Source organism: Streptomyces albipurpureus, assembly GCF_023701525.1.
In the GTDB taxonomy this organism is placed as follows: Bacteria; Actinomycetota; Actinomycetes; order Streptomycetales; family Streptomycetaceae; genus Streptomyces; species Streptomyces albipurpureus.
Genome location: NZ_JAMQAW010000028.1, coordinates 16463 through 33892, shown reverse-complemented (window position 1 = coordinate 33892; position 17430 = coordinate 16463). Strand labels below are relative to the sequence as shown.

Here is a 17430-nt window from a genome sequence, read left to right as displayed (position 1 = left end):
CGGCGCCCTGTTCCCGGGGCTGGCGCCTATGGCCTGTTCCCAGGCCCCGGCATCCCGCTTCCCACGGTCTGTGCCTGAGGGGCTCGCACTCCATCCAACCCCCTGAACCAGGGGGTTGGGACGGCCAGGAGAACGGAAGGGTTCGCCGGGGCCGCGGGCATGACTCGATCGGCGGGGCCTCAGCGGCCGAGCGGCCAGGCCACCTCCTGCTCGATGTCCTCCTGCTCGCCGATGAACTGCGCGCAGGCGTCGGTCAGTGTCTCAAGGAGCGTCAACGGATCGGGCAGCGTGAGCTCAGGACCACGTACCCAGTAGACCTCGTGGTCCCCGGGGAGACGGGCGGGCGGCACGAGGACATAGCTGCCCCGGCAGTGCCAGCGCAGCCCCGGGTGCTCGTCCATGGTCTCGGGGCGGCAGTCCAGCTCACAGGGCCACCACTCGTCCTCGTCCTCGGGGGTGCCGCGGGTGGCGGTGAAGAAGAGCGCGCGCGCCTGCTCGCCGTCGCCGCTGGACTCCGCGACGGGGCCCACCTCGACGCCGAGCTCCAGCAGCCGGTCCAGCGCCTTGCGGCCCGCTTCCAGGGGCACGTCGAGCACATCGTGGACCATGCCGGTGGCGGTGATGAAGTTGGCCAGGGGTTCTCCCTCGGCCCAGCGCTGGATCTGTGCCCGGTCGGTGGTGGACTGCGTCTGCCAAGCGAAGGAGACGGGGTGGCGACCGGGGGTCGGACAGCCGATGCGCTCGCAGGAACATCGATAGGCGACGGGATAGGCGGCGGGGGCCAGTGGCATTCCCGCGTCGGCCACCGCAAGCAGCAGAGCCTCGCGGTCTGAGTCGTCGGGCTCGGTGTCCTTGACACGTCGGCGCAGCCACTGGGGCCGGTTCTCCCAGGAGAGCCTGTTCGCCGTGCCGCCGTAACGACCTTTACCGTCGGCCATCTATCCCCTCACACACCTCACGCTCGCCCCACGTGGTCTCTACCATCGTCCCACCATCCTGCTCTGTGGGTGGCCACAGTGACCAACCGGGGGTCGTCATCCAGGCCATCCAGGGCCTCGGGCGATCCGGCCGGCCTGGATGGCGACCCCGCCACCGGGGGCGGCTGGGGCCCCTCAGCCGCGGGGCGACAGGCCGTTGAGCGCGTACTCGACCACGGAATCGGCGTACTCATGGGTCAGCGGAAGGGTGCGGAGCAGCCAGCGGTGGGTGAGGGGACCGATAAAGAGTTCGACGGCGGTACGGAGGTCGATACCGGCCCGGAGGCCGCCCGCGGTCTCGGCGGCGCGCAGCCGCCCCACATAGAGCTGGATCGGCGGATCGAGCAGCTTCTCGACGAACTGCGCCCCCAGCGCCGCGTCGATCACGCCTTCGGCGGCCAGTGCGCGAGTGGGGCCGTCGTAGACGGGATCGTTCATCTCGTCGACGGTGGCGCGCAGCACGGCCTTGAGGTCCGCCTCCAGATCACCGGTGTTGGGAAAGTCATAGTTGCCGTCCGCGGCCTGATCCGCCAGATCGAGGAATGCTTCGAGGAGCACGGCGGCCTTCGACGGCCACCAGCGGTAGATCGTCTGCTTTCCCACCCCGGCGCGGGCCGCGATGCCCTCGATGGTGGTGCGGGCGTATCCGACCTCGGTGACGAGTGCGAGAGCGGCGTCGTAGATGGCTCGGCGCGAGCGTTCGCTGCGTCGGCTGGAGTCGGGCGCCTTGTTGTCGGTCATGGCGGTCAATCTAGCAACCGAAGAGGCGAAACGTATCGTCTCGACCGGCGCCCCCTCCATCAGCCGATTGTCGGGAACCCGCCGTACCAGGGGCGGGTCAGCATACGGAGGTTTCTCCATCACCCGAGGTCCACCGCGCCGTACAAAACGATGAACCAGTCGACCAGGTCACAGCGCTTTGGCCGATTTGGCCTCACCATGGCTCCACACACGCAGACCGCGTGTTCCCCGTCGTACTCGTTTGTGAGGAGCCCTCATTGCGCTCATCGCTTCGTGACGCCTCGCCGCGCCGCTATCTGATGTGCCCACCCGTGCACTTCAGAGTGACGTACTCCATCAACCCGTGGATGGACCCGGCGAAGCCCGTCGACCTTCAACTGGCCCTGGCCCAGTGGGAGGACCTGCGCGACCGCTACCGTGCGCTCGGCCACACCGTCGAACTGCTGGAGCCCCAGCCCGGACTGCCCGACATGGTCTACGCCGCCAACGGCGCGACCGTCATCGACGGCCGGGTGCTGGGCGCCCGGTTCGCCCACCGGGAGCGGGAGGGCGAGGCCGCGGCCCATCTCGACTGGTTCCGGTCCGCCGGCTACACCAAGATCCATGAACCCCTGCACATCAACGAGGGCGAGGGCGACTTCGCCGTCACCTCGTCCTATGTCCTGGCCGGGAGGGGCTTTCGGTCCAGTCCGCTCTCGCACGACGAAGCCCAGGAGTTCTTCGGCCGGCCGGTGATCGGCCTGGATCTGGTGGACCCGCGCTACTACCACCTGGATACGGCGCTGTCCGTGCTGGACGAGGCGGCGGACGAGGTCATGTACTACCCGGGCGCCTTCTCACCGGGAAGCCGTTCGGTCCTGGCCCGGCTCTTCCCCGACGCGCTGATCGCACAGGAGGAGGACGCGGGGGCACTGGGGCTGAACGCGGTGAGTGACGGCCGTCATGTGCTGCTGCCCCAGGCGGCGGTCGGGCTCTTCTCGCCCCTGCGGGACCGGGGTTACGAGCCGATGGGGATGGATCTGGGCGAGTTGCTGAAGGGCGGCGGCAGTGTGAAGTGCTGCACCCAGGAGCTGCGCGCCTAGACACCGCGCCCGCTGCGGCTGACCGAGCGTTCCGCTGGCGCGCCTGGCGCGCCTGGCGCGCGGTGGTCGACGACAGCCGAGGGAGGAGGCCGGCCATCGGCACTGGCCGGCCTTGCGCCTGCCCTGGCAGCGCTCGGCCGACGCTCCCTGCGGAGGCCCGGGGCGAGGTCGCGGGCTATGGGCCCGGGCCGGCGGCCCAGGCCGCGGGCCAGCCGACAGCCCAGACCAAGGGTCCGGGCGGTCCGGGCCAGGGTCCAGGCGGTCCAGGCGGTCCAGGCGGTCCAGGCCAGTGTCCAGGCGGTCCGGGCGGTCCGGGCCAAGTGTCCAGGCGGTCCAGGCGGTCCAGGCCAGGATCCCGGCCGAGCGGATCGATCAGTGGTCCTGCCGACTGCTTCCGCGGGCGCCGGTCCGTCGTCTGTCAGGCATCCGGGGCCGCAGGGGGCCAGGGGTCTCCCCAGGCGGTGTCACGGGCCGCTCGGTACCGCGGCCCATGGCGCTTGGCGACGTTCTCGCGGGTCAGCTCCTCCCCCTTTTCACAGAGGTCGAGCAGGACCAGGCCCTTGCGGATCTGGGGCTTGCGGATGACGCGCGCGGCGACCGGTTCCGGGGTGAAGCGGGTCGCGGCGACATAGCTGAACTTCTCGTCCTCGTACGCCAACGACCCGCCCTTGACCTGCCGGTGCAGGGAGGACCTGCTCACCCGGGCGGCGAAGTGGCACCAGTCGGAACCGGGGACGATCGGGCAGGCCGCACTGTGCGGACAGGGGGCCGCGACCGTCAATCCGGCCTTCACCAGCACCTCACGGGCCTGGATGATCCGGTCATAGCCATCGGGAGTACCGGGCTCCACGATCACCACGGCCTGGGCGGCCCGTGCGGCCTCGGTGACGACGGCCGTCCGGTCGGTCTCGGTCAACTCGTTGAGAACGTAGGACATGGTGATGAGATCAGTGCTCTCCACGTTGATCGCCGCACTGATACGTGAGCGCTGCCAGCGCACGTTCCGTAGAGCGGGCACGCCCGAGGCGATCGCGAGCTCCCGGCCCAGCGCGAGAGCCGGCTCGGCCCAGTCGAGAACGGTCGTCGAGGGCGCCTCGTCCTGCCATGCCTCGGCCACGGCCCAGCTCGCCGCCCCCGTACCGCCGCCGATATCGGTGTGTGTCACCGGCGCCCACCCGGGCGCCGCCTCACGCAGGGCACCCACCGCGGAACGGACCGCCTCGAAGGTCGCGGGCATCCGGTACGCGGCGTACGCGGCGACATCCGAGCGGTCACGCAGGATGGGCGTGCTGGTCGGGGTGGCACCACGGTAGTTGGCGATCAGCCGGTCGACGGCCCGTGCGGCCTGGCTGGGCGGCAGCCCGTCGAGTAGACCGGCGAGGGCGCCGCGCAGGACCTCGGCGGCGGGGAAGGTGGCGTTCACCGGGCGATTCTAGGCGTTTCCCGCGCCACCGAGCCCGGCCGCCAAGGCGGCCGCGCTCCGATATCGCGGTGCGCCGTCACGGTCTGAGCCCGAACGGAGTGGCGCCGGGGCCCGGTTGCTACGCTGACGGCCGCAACCGCACACGGAACGTGACCACCACTCTCGGGGGACCCATGAGACAGAGGGGCGCATGAGACAGAGGGTCATGCGCATGGCCATGGCGGCGGGGGCCTGCACAGTGGCGCTGCTTCTCGCACTGACCATGTGCGGCGGCGACAACCGGTCCGCCGCGAAGAACTCCTCCCGGACCACCGCCCCACCGTCCCCACCCCCTCCGACCCAGCTCACCGTCCCGGCCGGCTACGGCCCCCGACCGCACTGGGAGGTCTCCGATGCCTCACCGGAGCAGGCCTTCGCGCGGGTGGGCGGGCGGATGGCCTATCTGGAGCGGATGCCGGGCGGCAGGTTCCGGATGCGAACGCTCGATGTAACGACCGGACGCCCGGGCTGGACGGGACGCCCATGGCATCCCCCGACGGGCCTCGACCGGTCGGCGTCGGAGGGCTCCGCCGCCTCGGCGGGTTCCGGAGCGCCTCCGCGCTTCCCTCGGCTGCTCGGCGTCGCCAAGGACGGCCGGGAGTTCTTCGTCGCCTGGTCCTTCGGGAGGGCGGGCGATGACCGTCTGGCCGAGGCCGACACCTTCCTCGTACTCGACATCTACGGCGCCCGCGACGGCGCGCGACGACGGGTCGAACTCCCCTGGACCGGCGCCCCCACCGTGTCGGGCACCGGCCCCGGTGTCCTGATCACCGACGGCCGCACCCGTAACGCGGTCGTCGATCCGATGTCCGGCGAGGTGGTGAAGCTGGCGGAGAACGCACTCGCCTACCCCAAGGGCTGTGCCGGCTGTCGACGGCTGACGGAGATACGGGCGATCACCACCCAAGGGCTCCTGCTCAGCGGCGAAAGCGGCTTCTGGGTGCGCGGTGGCTGGTACAGCGGGAAAGTGGCCCCCAGCGGGACCAACCCCGCCTCCGGTACGCCCACCTCGGTGGCACCCGGCCTGCTGCTCTCCAGGTGGCAGCCGGCGAAGAAGCGGAAAGACGTCCGTACCCATGAGGTCTGGGCCGTGCATGACATCACGTCAGGGAAGCTGCTGGTGCAGACGCGCTGCCACAAGCCCGCGATCGAGCCGGGCGAGTATCCCCAGGCGGCGATCTCGCCGAAGGCGGGCTATCTGGTGGCGGGACATCTCGCCTTCGACCTGACGCGGCGCAAGGCGTACTGCTTCGAGCAGCCCGACGGTTCCCAGCGGCTGCTGCTGACCACGGTGACCGACTCGGGCACGGCGTACGGCGCGACCGGTGTCCGCGGTGCGGCCGAGGCGCTGGCGGGCGGCGGTACACCGGTCCAGTTGGAACTGACCAGGCCGGTACCCCAGCCCCTGGCCCCGCAGGTGCGGCTTCCCCAGGCGGAAGTGGCCGGGGTGGGGATCTTCGGCTGGACCGACGCCAGGGACCGGCTCCATCTGCTGGGGCATGTGCGGCGCACGCCGTAGCAGCGCCCGGAGAACACCCGGCCCAGCCCCGGCAGGGGCCCTCCTCGGAGGGCGCCCCGACGGGACTTGCTGACGGTGCTTCCCGGGCGGGCCTGCTGACCGGGCTTGCTGACGGCTCCTCAGAGGGACGAGTCCGCGCGCTGCTGCCACGGTCGGCAGAGCCCGAGGAAGCAGCCCACCGCCGCCAGTGCGCACACCAACTGCACCACCGCCATCGGTACCGCCGTCGCCTCCCCCGCGATCCCCACCAGCGGCGAGGCGATCGCGCCCACCAGGAAGGACGAGGTGCCCAGCAGGGCTGACGCGGTGCCGGCCGCATGGGGCGTCCGGGAGAGCGCCAGGGCGTTGGTGTTGGGCAGCACCAGACCCATCGCCGCCATCAGTACGAAGAGCCCGGCCGACACCGCGAACAGACCGACCTCGCCGAAGACACCCGAGGTCATCAGCAACAGCGCCACCGCGGCGGCGATGATCACGGCAAGCCCCAGCCCAAGCGCCTTGTCCAGGCTGACCCGGCCCACCAGCAGTCTGCCGTTGACCTGGCCGACCACGATCAGGCCGACGGCGTTCACACCGAAGAGCAGACTGAACGTCTGCGCGGACGCGCCGTAGATCTCCTGCACCACAAAGGGTGAGGCGGAGATATAGGCGAAGAGCACGGCGAAGGCGAGCCCACCGGTGAGCATGTAACCGGCGAACACCCGATCGGCGAGCAGGCCGCGCATGGTGCGCAGCGCCCCGCCGACCCCGCCGCTGTGCCGTCGCTCCGGGGCAAGGGTCTCGGGCAGCCACTTCAGCACCACCAGTGTCAGCAGCACCCCGACCGCCGTGAGGACGACAAAGATGCCCCGCCAGTCGGTGAAGCGGAGCACCTGCGCTCCGATGACCGGCGCGATGATCGGCGCGGCCCCTGAGACCAGCATCAGGGTGGAGAAGAAGCGGGCCATCTCCACGCCGTCGTACAGATCACGGACCACCGCGCGCGCGATCACGATTCCGGCCGCGCCAGCGAGGCCTTGCAGCAGCCGAAAGGCGATCAGCAGTTCGGCGGAGGGCGCGAAGGCGCAGATGGCGGTGGCGACGACATAGATGAGCATCCCGATGAGCAGGGGCCGGCGGCGGCCCCATCTGTCGCTCATGGGCCCGACGATCAGCTGTCCGAGCGCCATACCGGCGAGGCAGGCGGTGAGGGTGAGCTGGGCGGTCGCGGCCGTCGCGGAGAGGGAGTCGGTGACGGCGGGAAGGGCCGGGAGGTACATGTCCATGGAGAGCGGCGGAAGGGCAGTGAGCCCGCCGAGGACAAGAGTGAGGACGAGTCCGGCCCGCCTGGCGGCGACTGTGCGGGGTGCGGCCGACGCGGGAGCACCGGTTCCCACGCCCTTGTCCGCGGATTGCCTGGTGGCGGTGGCAAGGGGCGCAAGGGCCGGCCCGGTGATCGACTCGGTGATCGGCCCGGTGGTGTCGGTGGTCCCGGCAGCCATGGCCCGAGTCTCCTCGGCGGTCCGTCCTTCGGCGGCCATCGCCGAAGTCGCCGCCATCGCGGCCGTCGCCCCGGTTGCCTCGGTCGCGGCCATCGCGGCGTTGGTGGCGTTCGTGGTGGGGTCCGCGGTCGACCGCGGGGTTGGTATGTGGCCTTCCGTACCGCCCTGGCCGCTCTCCGGCTTCGGCATCAGCTCTCCATATCGTTGAATCCTTTCCTATGTTCTCAGCTCTTCGGGAATGGTTGAGACCCTCTTTCCCAGGGGGCCGGATCACGTCACCCGCGGCTTCTTCATCTCCGGAGCGCTTTGTGCCGCACCGCGACGGCCGGGAGCCCGAGGAGTACACGATGGACGGCGCTCGGGACTCGTACCAGCGTGAGGCGGCCGAGGTGATGCGCTGCCCGCGGGTGAGACCGAACCGCCGCCCGTACCGCTGGAAGGGCCGCTGGCCGTGATGCGGACGCTCGATGCCGTACGGGAGCACATCGGCGTCCGCTACCCGGGCGGGGATGCCCACGCCGTACCGGACTGAGGCAGTCGTACCGGTCGAAGGCCCAAGGCACCGTCATACCGGTCGAAGGCCGGGGCTCCGGGCCTCGGTGACGAAGGACGCGGCCGTGGTGATCGGCGAGCCGGGTGCGGTGACCGCGGTCACGGTCCGGAAGTCAGCGCGCGCCCGCTGCTCGTCGAGGGTCACGACCACATAGCCGCGACGGCCGTTGTAGTAGCGCAGATGGGGGTTGGCCGTGGTGAGAGCCGCCCAGTTGGCGGGGCGGTCGCCGCCGTCTCCCCCACTGCTGATGGAGGTGGTGACGATCTCGGTACCGACCGTAGGGGAACCGGGGTCGTCCCAGTCCCGCTGGAGATCGAGGGCGTACGCCACATGGACATCGCCGCTCAGGACCAGGAGATTGTCGACACCGGCCGCCTCGGCGCCGGCGAGCACCCGTTGCCGTGAGGCCGGATAGCCGTCCCACGCGTCCATGCTCACGGTGTACGGCTGGACCGGGCTGCGCCGACGTCTGGCGAAGACGACCTGCTGGGGCAGCACATGCCACCGGACGCGGGAGTTTCGCCAGCCGTCGAGGAGCCAGCGTTCCTGGGCCGCTCCGGTGATGGTCCGCGCGGGGTCGTCGGACCGGGGGCCCGGGGGGTGCCAGCCGGCCCCGTACGCCTGGTGGGAGCGGTACTGACGGGTGTCGAGGATGTCGAACTGGGCGAGCCGGCCAAAGCGCAGTCTGCGGTAGAGACGCATATCCGGGCCGTGGGGCCGCTGCGCGATCCGGAGCGGCTGGTTCTCCCAGTAGGCGCGATAGGCCGCGGCCCGACGTAGCAGGAACTCCTCCGGCGGTTGGGGGTAGCCGGGGCTGTCATCGGCGTAGTTGTTCTCGGTCTCGTGGTCGTCCCAGGTGAGGACGAAGGGGTGCGCGGCGTGCGCGGCCCGTAGGTCCGGGTCTGACCGGTAGAGGCCGTAGCGCAGCCGATAGTCCTCCAGGGTGAGGGTTTCGCGGTTGAAGTGGGCGGGGAGCGGACTGCCCCGGAGACGTCGGGCGCCGCCGGTCGCGTTGACGGGATGCTCGTACAGATAGTCACCAAGATGGAAGACGGCGTTCAGTTCGTCATCGGCGAGGTGGCGGTACGGGGTGAAGTAGCCCTCGTGGTAGGCCTGGCAGGAGACGGCGGCCAACCGCAGTCGACCGACCCGGGCACCGGGGGCGGGCGCGGTACGGGTGCGCCCGGTGGCGCTGATCCACGGTCCGGCCCGGAAGCGGTAGTAGTACGTACGGTCATGGCCGAGTCCGGTCACCTCCACACGCAGGCTGTGGTGAAGCTCCGGGTGGGCGATGGCGCTGCCGCGCCGGGCGATCCTGGTGAAGCCGGGGTCATGGGCGACTTCCCACCGCACGTCGAGCCTGCGGAAGGGCAGCCCGCTGTCCGGCTCGTAGGGACGTGGCGCGAGCCGTGTCCACAGCAGTACCGAGCCGGGCCGGGGGTCTCCGGAGGCGATACCCAGGGTGAAGGGGTCTTCGCCGATCCGGCGGGGGTCGAGATCCGCGGCCGACGCCGTACCGGGGAGGCCGAAGGCGAAGGCGAGGGCCGCGGCGGCGGCGGTCCCGGTGAGCAACCGGCGGCGGGCGATGTGGCGCGCAGCGGCCCGGAGTTCGGCCGAATGCACGGCGAGCGCCGCGGTGGGGGTCATGGCCGCCGCCCGTCCACGACCATCGGGGCTACGCTGCGCGCCCATGACGGATCATTCAAGGGTCGCAGTGGTGACGGGTGCGGGGTCGGGCATCGGACGCGGTGTCGCACTGGCTCTGGCGGGTGCGGGCTGGTCGGTGGCGTTGGCGGGGCGGCGGGCCGCCGCGCTGGCGGAAACAGCGGCGCTGGCCGATGGGAAGGTGCTCTGTGTCCCCACTGATGTGACGTCACCAGCAGATGTGAACATGCTCTTTACCGAAGTGCGCACGCGTTGGGGACGTGTCGACCTGCTGTTCAACAACGCGGGTGTGTTCGGCCCCGGTGGGGGCGTCCGTTTTGAGGACATCGCCCTGGAGGATTGGCGAGCGGTGGTGGACGTCAATCTGACGGGGGCGTTCCTCTGCGCGCAGGCGGCTTTTCGGATGATGCGCGATCAGTCCCCGCGCGGCGGACGCATCATCAACAACGGCTCGCTGTCGGCTCAGGTGCCCCGACCGCACTCCGCCCCGTACACGGCGACCAAACATGCGATCACGGGTCTGACCAAGGCTCTGTCGCTGGACGGTCGTGAGTACGGGATCGCCTGCGGCCAGATCGACATCGGCAATGCCGCGACCGAGATGACCCGTCCCATGGGCCAGGGGGCGCCCCAGGCCAACGGGGAGCTCGCGGTGGAGCCGGTGATGGACGCGGTTGATGTGGCCCGCACGGTGCTGCTGATGGCGGAACTGCCGCTGGAGGCGAATGTGCAGTCGGTGACGGTGATGGCGACGAAGATGCCCTTCATCGGGCGGGGCTAGGGTCTGACCGAGGTAGCCCGCGGGGCGGGCAGCGCGCGATCGGCCCGGACGGAGGTGGCCGATTCGGGTGGCTCGGCACCGAGCGGTCGATGGCGTCACTCCCTGGCGCCACGCGGTTCGGTGGGGGCCACTCCTGGGGTGCGACCTGGTGAGGTCGGCCCCCTTCACGGCGGGGCGGCAGCGGGACGGCCGGGGTGCGCCACTCGGCAGTACGACAATCAGCCGTTCAGGGTCCGGCCCGTCCCGATGGCAGCGGGGTGGGCCGGCGCCCCCGGTCGGGCCTGACAGCACTGCCGGTCCCCCGCCCCAAGTGGCTGAACCGCCCCACCTCCGAGCGGTCCGCCCCGCGTCGGCGGTGGGCGGCATGGGGCGCGGCCTGGGCCGATGCCCCTCATCACAGATCAGACCGGCGGATCGCGGCCCACCGCCGCCTACCGCGGAACGGGCCGCTCAAGGGGCTCGCCGCCCGCCGAGGAGCATCCACAGGTCCCCCGCGGGGGGTGGGGAGTGGCGAGGCTCGGCCAAGGCTCTGGCGAAGGCTGCCGACAGGGCGTCGGCATGGGACGCTGGTCTTATGGAGCACACCCTGGAGATGACGCTCGATCCGATCTGGGACACGGTCGACCGCCTGCACGTCTGGCCCGATCAGGAATGCCCGCGTTCGGCCGAACAGGAAACGCTGGTGCGGTTGTTGAAGCTGACGGAGGAGGTCGGACAGGTCGCGCGGATGGCGCGATCGGCCTGAATCCGGGGGGCACCCTCAGTGGGCAGGACGTGGCGACTGAGCCGTGCGATGTGATGGTCGCGATGACCATGGTGGTTTTGCGGAATCTGCCCACCGGACGTCCCCGGAGGCAGGTTTCGGACAAGCATGGACGGCTGCCCGTTCGCCCGACCGCTGGCCCTCGCGGATTGCCGGAACAGATGTGCTGTTGCCGAAACAGATGGGCTGGCTGGCGGTGGGCGCCTCCACACATCACCCCGCAACTGGCCTAAAAGGGACAGGTTTTGGGCTGCCCTCGTCTCGTCGTAGAGGGCCTGATTAGATCCGGGTATGACTGATTGGTCGCAGCTTGAGGACGCGTTCGGTTCCGCCGATGGCATTCCGGCCCTGCTAGATCGTTTTGAGGCTGCCCCGAGCAGCGTTTGGCCGGAACTGATGGATCGGCTCTGCCCCCAGTTGGACACCGCCTTCACCGCGAGTTTTGCGGCACTCCCCCGGCTCGCCGAGATCGCATCCGGCCAGGAGCCGGAGCGACGGTCCTGGACCCTGCTCGCCGCGGGGCCGATCGTGAGCTGCGCACGGCGCTCACCCGAGGGCATGACCGCGCGCACGACCTACGCGGCAGAGATCGAAGAGCTCGCGCGACTGACGGATGAGTGCCTGCATGCGGCGCTGGATTCGGAGACCTATCTGCTGCTGTTGCAGACCGCGCTGGCCTGTGAGGACGTAGCGATCTGGGACGAGCGCCTCGACGGCATGGTGGAGGGGGAGTACGAGGTGGAGTGCCCCCACTGCGGGGTGGAGGTCTTCCTCGTCATCGGCGCGGAGGGCCGCTTCTCCGCCATCGGTGACTACGCGCGCGACGACATCGAGAAGATCCCGCTGCGCCCGACGCCCCCGCAGGACCTGGACGGTGTGGCCAAGCAGCTCTATGAGCGGGCCCTGCGGCACGGGCAGCGAGAGGTCGCGGAGGGCTTCGCCCATCTCTTCGGGGAAGGCGAGTGCGGCGATTGCCGGACCGTTTTCCCCGTTGCCACCCAGGTAGCGGGTTGGCTGATGCCGACGGTCGTTTGAACCGCACACCACCGCGGGCGGACACGGGCGACCGCCCGCCCCCGTCCACCGCACCGCCGTGTCCACCCACCGTCCGGAAAGGGCCGGCCCACGGCTCGGCCGTCAGCAACGCGAGGAGGCAGGTGCCACGGAACGCGCCTGCCTCCCGATCGTGCTTCCCGGGTCAGCCCAGCGGGCTGCCCTCGTGCGGTCGGGACACCGTCGGGGTCTCGGTCTCCAGTGCGGTGAGGTCCTCGCCCTCCGCGCCCATATGGAACTCAGGGGGCTGACGGGTGAAGAACCGGGTGGAGATCGCCAGCAGCACGATTCCCGCCGCCATCCACAGCAGGCCCACCACGAAGGTCTCACCGGTGAGGCTGGTCCACAGCCAGACCGTCGAGGCGAAGCCGAGGCCCGGCAGGAGACCGTTGACCAGAAGCGATCGGGCGCCCACCGTACGGCCGCGGCCCTTGCCGAAGAGGTAGTGCTTGATCACGCTCAGGTTCACCATCGAGAACGCCGCCAGCGCACCGAAGTTGATCATGACGACTGCCTGGTCCAGGGTGAGCACCGTGGAGAGCAGGGCCACCACGGACACCGCGATCAGCGCGCCCACCGGCGTACCGAACTTGGGGTGCAGACGGCCGAAGACCTTGGTCGGCAGGAGTCCGTCACGTCCCATCGAGAAGATGATCCGGGACACGCTCGCCTGGGACACCATGGCCGAGCCGATACAGCCGAGCACATAGACCGCGGTGAACGCACCGCTCAGGGCGCTGCCCCCGACGGTCTCCATCAACTCCGCGCCGGCCGAGTCCGGGTTGGTGAAGTTGTTGTCCGGGCGGACCAGCGAACCGACCCAGGCCACCAGGATGAAGAGGCCACCGCCGATGGCCGTGGTCAGGATGATGCCCAGCGGAATGGTCTTGCGCGGGTTGTGGGACTCCTCGGCCAGCGTGGAGACCGCGTCAAAACCGAGGAAGCTCAGCGCCAGAATGGCCGCTCCGCCGGCCAGCAGCGACCACTGGCCCGACTCCGGGATGAACGACTGGAAGGCCTGTCCGGCCGACACCTCCGACTTCACACCGGACAGCACCACGAACGCCACCAGCAGCACAGCCGTGATGCCCATGATGATTGCGGTGATCTTGCTGACGAACTTCACGCCCAGGACGTTGAAGACCAGCACCAGCAGAAGGACCAGCACACTCCATACGCCCTGTGGGACCCCGGGGAACTGAGCGTGCAGATAGATGCCGGCGAGGAGGAACGACACCATCGGCAGAAAGAGGTAGTCCAGCATCAGGGTCCAGCCGGTCAGAAAGCCGACATGTCCGCCGAAGACCCGCTGGGAGTACTTGTACGCCGAACCGGCGGCCGGGAAGCTGCGCACCATCCGCCCATAGCTATGGGCGGTCAGCAGCATCACGCCGAGCGCCAGCACATAAGCGGCGGGCAGATGCCCCGCGGTCTCGTCATTGACGATCCCGTAGGTCGTGAAGACCGCGACCGGAGACATATAGGTGAGACCGAACAGAACGATCGCGGGCAACCGCAGCACTCTCGTCAACTGAGGTGCTTTTTCACTGGTGGGACTGGACACCGGCTTGATTCCTCTCCGCGCCCGTCAGTTCAACGGGGGTTCAATCGATTCCCGAAGGGTGGCAAAACCCGGCGTCGACCGACATACGCATCTGTACGTACGTAAGACGGGGCTCGCCGTCACCGGAGTCGGGCGCAGCGACCGTTCACACGGTCTGATACGTAATCTTACGGAGTTCGCAAAACGATCCTGATCGTTACCGTGTTCCTCGATCCCGCATTGGAGAGAGGACCCCGTATGTGGCCAGCAGGCTATAGCGCGGCTTTGGCGCTGACCATCGACTTCGACGCCGAGGAATTGTGGCTCGCCGAGGACCCTGCGAACGCCGCCCGCCCCGGAGTGCTTTCTCAGGCGCGTTACGGCGCTGAAGTCGCGGTCCCCCAGTTGCTGAACATGCTCAAGCGCCTCGGCATACCGGCCACGTTTTTCGTCTGCGGCGGAGACGCGGAAAGGTATCCCGCGATTGTGGAATCAGTGGCGGCCCACGGTCATGAAATCGGGCACCACGGTTTCACCCATCGTTCTCCCCATCTCATGGAACGTGACCAGGAGGTGGAGGAACTGGACCGCGGCCTGTCCGTGCTGCGTTCTTTCCAAGACCGGATCATGGGATATCGGTCCCCGTCGTGGGACATCAGCCCGAACACCCTGGACCTGCTCGTGGAGAACGGGTTCAGCTATTCGTCGAACATGATGGACGCGATCTTCCCGTATCCCCATCCTCGCCATGATCTGGTGGAGATCCCGGTGCACTGGTCATTGGATGACGCACCCCATTTCTGGTTCGACGCCACCAGCTGGGACCGTACGATCCGCTCCTCGCGCGAGGTGGCCGAGCTCTGGGGCGAGGAGTCGTCGGCGATCCACGAGGAAGGCGGCCTGGTGACGCTCACCGTCCATCCGCAGATCATCGGCCGTCCAGGGCGGCTGCGGATGCTGGAGGCGTTCTTGACCGGCATGAGGTCCGATGACCGGATCTGGTTCGCTCGCTGCCATGAGGTGGCCTCGGCGGTCCGTGACTCCGCGGCGGCGGCCCGGGCATGAGCGTCCCCAGCGAGGGCTCCGCCCCAGCGGCCACGGCCGCCAGCGCCACACCGCACCGGGCCCCGGCACCGACCCGGCGCACCGCGATCGTCACCGGCGCGGCCCGCGGTATCGGCTACGGCGTGGCGCGGCGGCTGCTGGCCGAGGGCTGGAACGTCCTGATCACCGATGTGGACCCCCAGGTCACCTCGGCGGCCCAGGAGCTCGATCCCACCGGAGAGCGGCTGGTGGCCCTGGTCGCGGACGTCTCCAGGGCCCCGGACGCCACCCTGATGGCAGACCGGGCGGTGCTGGCCTTCGGCGGCGTTGACGCCCTGGTGGCCAACGCGGCCGTCGGGGGCCCGGAGACCCCTCTCCTGGACACCCCGGACGACGAGATCCAACGCGTTCTGGAGATCAACTTCTTTGGGGTGCTGCACTGCGCCCGGGCGGTGCGCCCCCTGCTGGTGCGGGGTGAGCGCCCGGGCCGGATCGTCGTCCTCGGGTCGCTCTTCGCCCAACAGCCCACCCCGGGGGCCGGCGCCTACAGTGCTTCCAAGGCGGCGGTGCAGTCGCTGATGCACACCCTGTCGGTGGAGCTCGCTCCCCGGTGCACGGTCAACGCGGTGGCTCCGGGCTATGTGATGACCGAGATGCACCGCGAGGAACTGCACTCGCGCGCCCGGCGCAGTGGGCGTTCCTTCGATGAGGAACGGGAACGACTGGTCTCCGAGGTGCCGCTGGCCCGGCATGGCGTCGGTGCCGATGTGGCCGACGCCGTCCACTATCTGCTGTCGGGCGCGGACTATGTGACCGGGCAGACCCTGAACGTCAATGGAGGAGTGCTCACCTCATGAACCCCTTGAGCGGTACGCGGGCCGAGCGGCGCATGGTGGTCACCGGTTCCCGGTCGGGCATCGGCCGGGCCACCGCGACCCTGGCGGCCTCCCTCGGCTGGACGGTGATCGGCCTCGATCTGGTGGCGGACGACCAGCCGGCCCCGGACGGCGACGGGATCATCACCTTCCCCTGTGACATCACCGATGAGCTCTCCGTACGGCGGGCGTTCGAGCAGGTCGACCGCGCCTGGGGTGGGCAGGCGCCGACCGCTGTCGTCCACTGCGCCGGTGTCTACCGCTTCAAGGCGGCCATCGAGACCACGGCCGCCGAGTGGGACACGGTGGTCGACATCAATGCGCGCGGCTCGCTGCTGGTCGCCGCGGCGGCGGCGCGGCGGATGCTCACCACCGGTGACGGCGGCAGTGTGACGCTGATGTCGAGCATCGCCGCGGTACGCGGTGACGGGGGCGAGCCCAGTGCCGCGTACAGCGCCAGCAAGGGCGCGGTGGTCTCGCTGGCCCGTCAGCTGGCCGTCGAGTGGGGTCCCCGGGGTATCCGCTGCAATGTGGTGGCCCCCGGTGTGATCGACACCCCGATGACGACGGTGTCGGGGACCCCGGAGATCTTTGACCAGGTGCTCCAGCGGATTCCCGCCCGCCGGCTGGGCAGCGCGGAAGAGGTGGCCCAGGTGTGTCTCTTCCTCGCCTCGGAGCAGTCCAGTTATGTCAATGGAACCGTGATCGCCGTGGACGGAGGGCAGAGCGCCTCATGAGTACGACCGAAGAGTTCATCACCCCCGAGGAACCGCTCATCGTCCGTGCCGAGGGCGGCCCGCGCGAGCGTGGAGTGCAGTACGGCACCGCGGCCCGGGAGCGGGTGCTGCTCTCGTTGGAGAAGTACGAGCGGGTCTACGCGAGGTTCGCCGAGCTCAGCTGGGACCAGGCGAAAGACCTCGCCGTGACGTTCGTACCGGCGATCCTGGCCTTCGACGAGCGCTATCTGACGGAGATGGAGGGCATAGCGCAAGGCGCTGGAGTCGCCTTCGAGGACATCCTCGCCCTCAATCTGCGGACCGAGATCCTGTTCTCGGGCAAGGCACGCAAGATCGCCGCTGCCGCCGCGCTTCCCGGTGAGTGCACCGCGTTCTGCGATCTGCGGGGAGCGGAGCCGATCGTGGGGCAGAACTGGGACTGGATTCCCTTCTCCCACCAGACCATCGTGGTCCTGGAGACCGCCCCGGAGCGCGGCCCCCGTTGGGTGTCGGTGGTGGAGGCCGGTCTGCTGGCGAAGTTCGGTATGAACTCCGCCGGGGTGACGGTACTGACCAACGCCCTGGTGTCATCGCTCGATGTGGGCGCCCCGGGAATGCCGTACCACCTGCTGCTGCGGGGCCTCCTTGAGGCTGACTCCATCGAGGCCGCCGAGCAGGTGCTGCGGGCGGCTCCCCGCTCCTCCTCGGCGAACTACCTCCTCGTCGGGGATGGCCGAGCGGTCGATGCCGAGACCCGGCCGGGCGCGGCGGGGGACATCAGCTGGCTGCCGGTCGGCCAGGGCGAGTACCTCATCCACGCCAACCACTTCATCAGCCAGGACTCGGCGTTCCCCAGCACGGCGGCCGACCACGGTCCGCGGGTCATGCCGGACACCCTGTTCCGTCGGGAGCGGGCCACCGGGCTCGCGGAGTTGATGCCCCAGCCGTCGGTGGCCGGCTGGCACGAGGTGCTCAGCGACCACGAGAACTTCCCGGACGCCCTGTGCTGTCACCCCAACCCGAAGGAACACGAGTTGGAGCAGGGCTCCACGGTGGCGAGCGCCGTGATCGAGCCGACGAAGCGGCTGATGCATCTGGTGCTGGGACACCCCTGCTCGGTGCCTCGGGTGACCTACGACTACGGACAGTTCTTCGACGGTCGGTAGACAGTCGCA

At 69.6% G+C, this 17430-nt stretch carries 15 protein-coding genes and 1 pseudogene; 10 read left to right on the top strand and 6 right to left on the bottom strand.

Annotated features, from left to right (window positions below; genetic code table 11):
* Positions 1 to 179: 179 nt before the first annotated feature.
* Positions 180 to 938, bottom strand: coding sequence for a bifunctional DNA primase/polymerase (locus NBG84_RS22305; protein ID WP_250921329.1), 759 nt, complete (start codon positions 936 to 938; stop codon positions 180 to 182).
* Positions 939 to 1112: 174 nt separating this feature from the next.
* Positions 1113 to 1718, bottom strand: coding sequence for a TetR/AcrR family transcriptional regulator (locus NBG84_RS22300; protein ID WP_250921328.1), 606 nt, complete (start codon positions 1716 to 1718; stop codon positions 1113 to 1115).
* Between the two features lie 257 nt (positions 1719 to 1975).
* Between NBG84_RS22300 and ddaH the strand changes: the two genes are divergently transcribed.
* Positions 1976 to 2800: a dimethylargininase gene (gene ddaH, locus NBG84_RS22295; protein WP_345780618.1), complete on the top strand. Its 825-nt coding sequence runs from the start codon at positions 1976 to 1978 to the stop codon at positions 2798 to 2800.
* 418 nt (positions 2801 to 3218) lie between these two features.
* Here ddaH and NBG84_RS22290 read toward each other — a convergent pair whose 3' ends face one another.
* The gene (locus NBG84_RS22290) at positions 3219 to 4223 is read right to left on the bottom strand and encodes a small ribosomal subunit Rsm22 family protein (RefSeq protein WP_250921327.1); all 1005 of its coding nucleotides are present in this window, start codon (positions 4221 to 4223) and stop codon (positions 3219 to 3221) included.
* A 190-nt stretch (positions 4224 to 4413) separates the two neighbouring features.
* On the opposite strand from NBG84_RS22290, the gene NBG84_RS22285 reads away from it, so the two are divergent.
* Entirely contained in the window at positions 4414 to 5781 is a 1368-nt protein-coding gene (locus NBG84_RS22285; protein WP_250921326.1) for a hypothetical protein, read from the top strand.
* Between the two features lie 119 nt (positions 5782 to 5900).
* Here NBG84_RS22285 and NBG84_RS22280 read toward each other — a convergent pair whose 3' ends face one another.
* Positions 5901 to 7262, bottom strand: a complete 1362-nt coding sequence (locus tag NBG84_RS22280; RefSeq protein ID WP_250921427.1) for a Bcr/CflA family multidrug efflux MFS transporter — start codon at positions 7260 to 7262, stop codon at positions 5901 to 5903.
* Between the two features lie 263 nt (positions 7263 to 7525).
* Between NBG84_RS22280 and NBG84_RS22275 the strand changes: the two are divergent.
* Positions 7526 to 7794, top strand: a pseudogene (locus NBG84_RS22275) (gfo/Idh/MocA family oxidoreductase); the annotation flags it as partial.
* A 33-nt stretch (positions 7795 to 7827) separates the two neighbouring features.
* Here NBG84_RS22275 and NBG84_RS22270 read toward each other — a convergent pair.
* The gene (locus NBG84_RS22270) at positions 7828 to 9462 is read right to left on the bottom strand and encodes an alkaline phosphatase D family protein (protein WP_250921426.1); all 1635 of its coding nucleotides are present in this window, start codon (positions 9460 to 9462) and stop codon (positions 7828 to 7830) included.
* A 43-nt stretch (positions 9463 to 9505) separates the two neighbouring features.
* Between NBG84_RS22270 and NBG84_RS22265 the strand changes: the two genes are divergently transcribed.
* The 3 genes from NBG84_RS22265 to NBG84_RS22255 all read left to right on the top strand — a co-directional run bounded on the left by NBG84_RS22265 (position 9506) and on the right by NBG84_RS22255 (position 12059).
* Entirely contained in the window at positions 9506 to 10261 is a 756-nt protein-coding gene (locus NBG84_RS22265; protein ID WP_250921325.1) for an SDR family oxidoreductase, read from the top strand.
* A 574-nt stretch (positions 10262 to 10835) separates the two neighbouring features.
* Positions 10836 to 11006, top strand: a complete 171-nt coding sequence (locus NBG84_RS22260) for a hypothetical protein (protein WP_250921324.1) — start codon at positions 10836 to 10838, stop codon at positions 11004 to 11006.
* 309 nt (positions 11007 to 11315) lie between these two features.
* Positions 11316 to 12059: a hypothetical protein gene (locus NBG84_RS22255; protein WP_250921323.1), complete on the top strand. Its 744-nt coding sequence runs from the start codon at positions 11316 to 11318 to the stop codon at positions 12057 to 12059.
* Positions 12060 to 12222: 163 nt separating this feature from the next.
* Here NBG84_RS22255 and NBG84_RS22250 read toward each other — a convergent pair whose 3' ends face one another.
* Positions 12223 to 13590 carry an APC family permease gene (locus NBG84_RS22250; RefSeq protein ID WP_250921322.1) on the bottom strand — a complete coding sequence of 456 codons (1368 nt, stop codon included), beginning with the start codon at positions 13588 to 13590 and terminating at the stop codon, positions 12223 to 12225.
* Positions 13591 to 13905: 315 nt separating this feature from the next.
* Between NBG84_RS22250 and NBG84_RS22245 the strand changes: the two genes are divergently transcribed.
* From NBG84_RS22245 to NBG84_RS22230, 4 genes are read left to right on the top strand one after another with little or no spacing between them, the layout of a single operon-like run.
* On the top strand, positions 13906 to 14685 hold the full coding sequence (locus tag NBG84_RS22245) for a polysaccharide deacetylase family protein (RefSeq protein ID WP_250921321.1): 780 nt from the start codon (positions 13906 to 13908) through the stop codon (positions 14683 to 14685).
* Positions 14682 to 15521, top strand: coding sequence for an SDR family NAD(P)-dependent oxidoreductase (locus NBG84_RS22240; protein WP_250921320.1), 840 nt, complete (start codon positions 14682 to 14684; stop codon positions 15519 to 15521). The genes NBG84_RS22245 and NBG84_RS22240 overlap by 4 nt, the downstream gene beginning before the upstream one ends.
* Positions 15518 to 16276: an SDR family NAD(P)-dependent oxidoreductase gene (locus tag NBG84_RS22235; protein ID WP_250921319.1), complete on the top strand. Its 759-nt coding sequence runs from the start codon at positions 15518 to 15520 to the stop codon at positions 16274 to 16276. The genes NBG84_RS22240 and NBG84_RS22235 overlap by 4 nt, the downstream gene beginning before the upstream one ends.
* The gene (locus NBG84_RS22230) at positions 16273 to 17421 is read left to right on the top strand and encodes a C45 family autoproteolytic acyltransferase/hydrolase (protein WP_250921318.1); all 1149 of its coding nucleotides are present in this window, start codon (positions 16273 to 16275) and stop codon (positions 17419 to 17421) included. The genes NBG84_RS22235 and NBG84_RS22230 overlap by 4 nt, the downstream gene beginning before the upstream one ends.
* Positions 17422 to 17430: the final 9 nt, after the last annotated feature.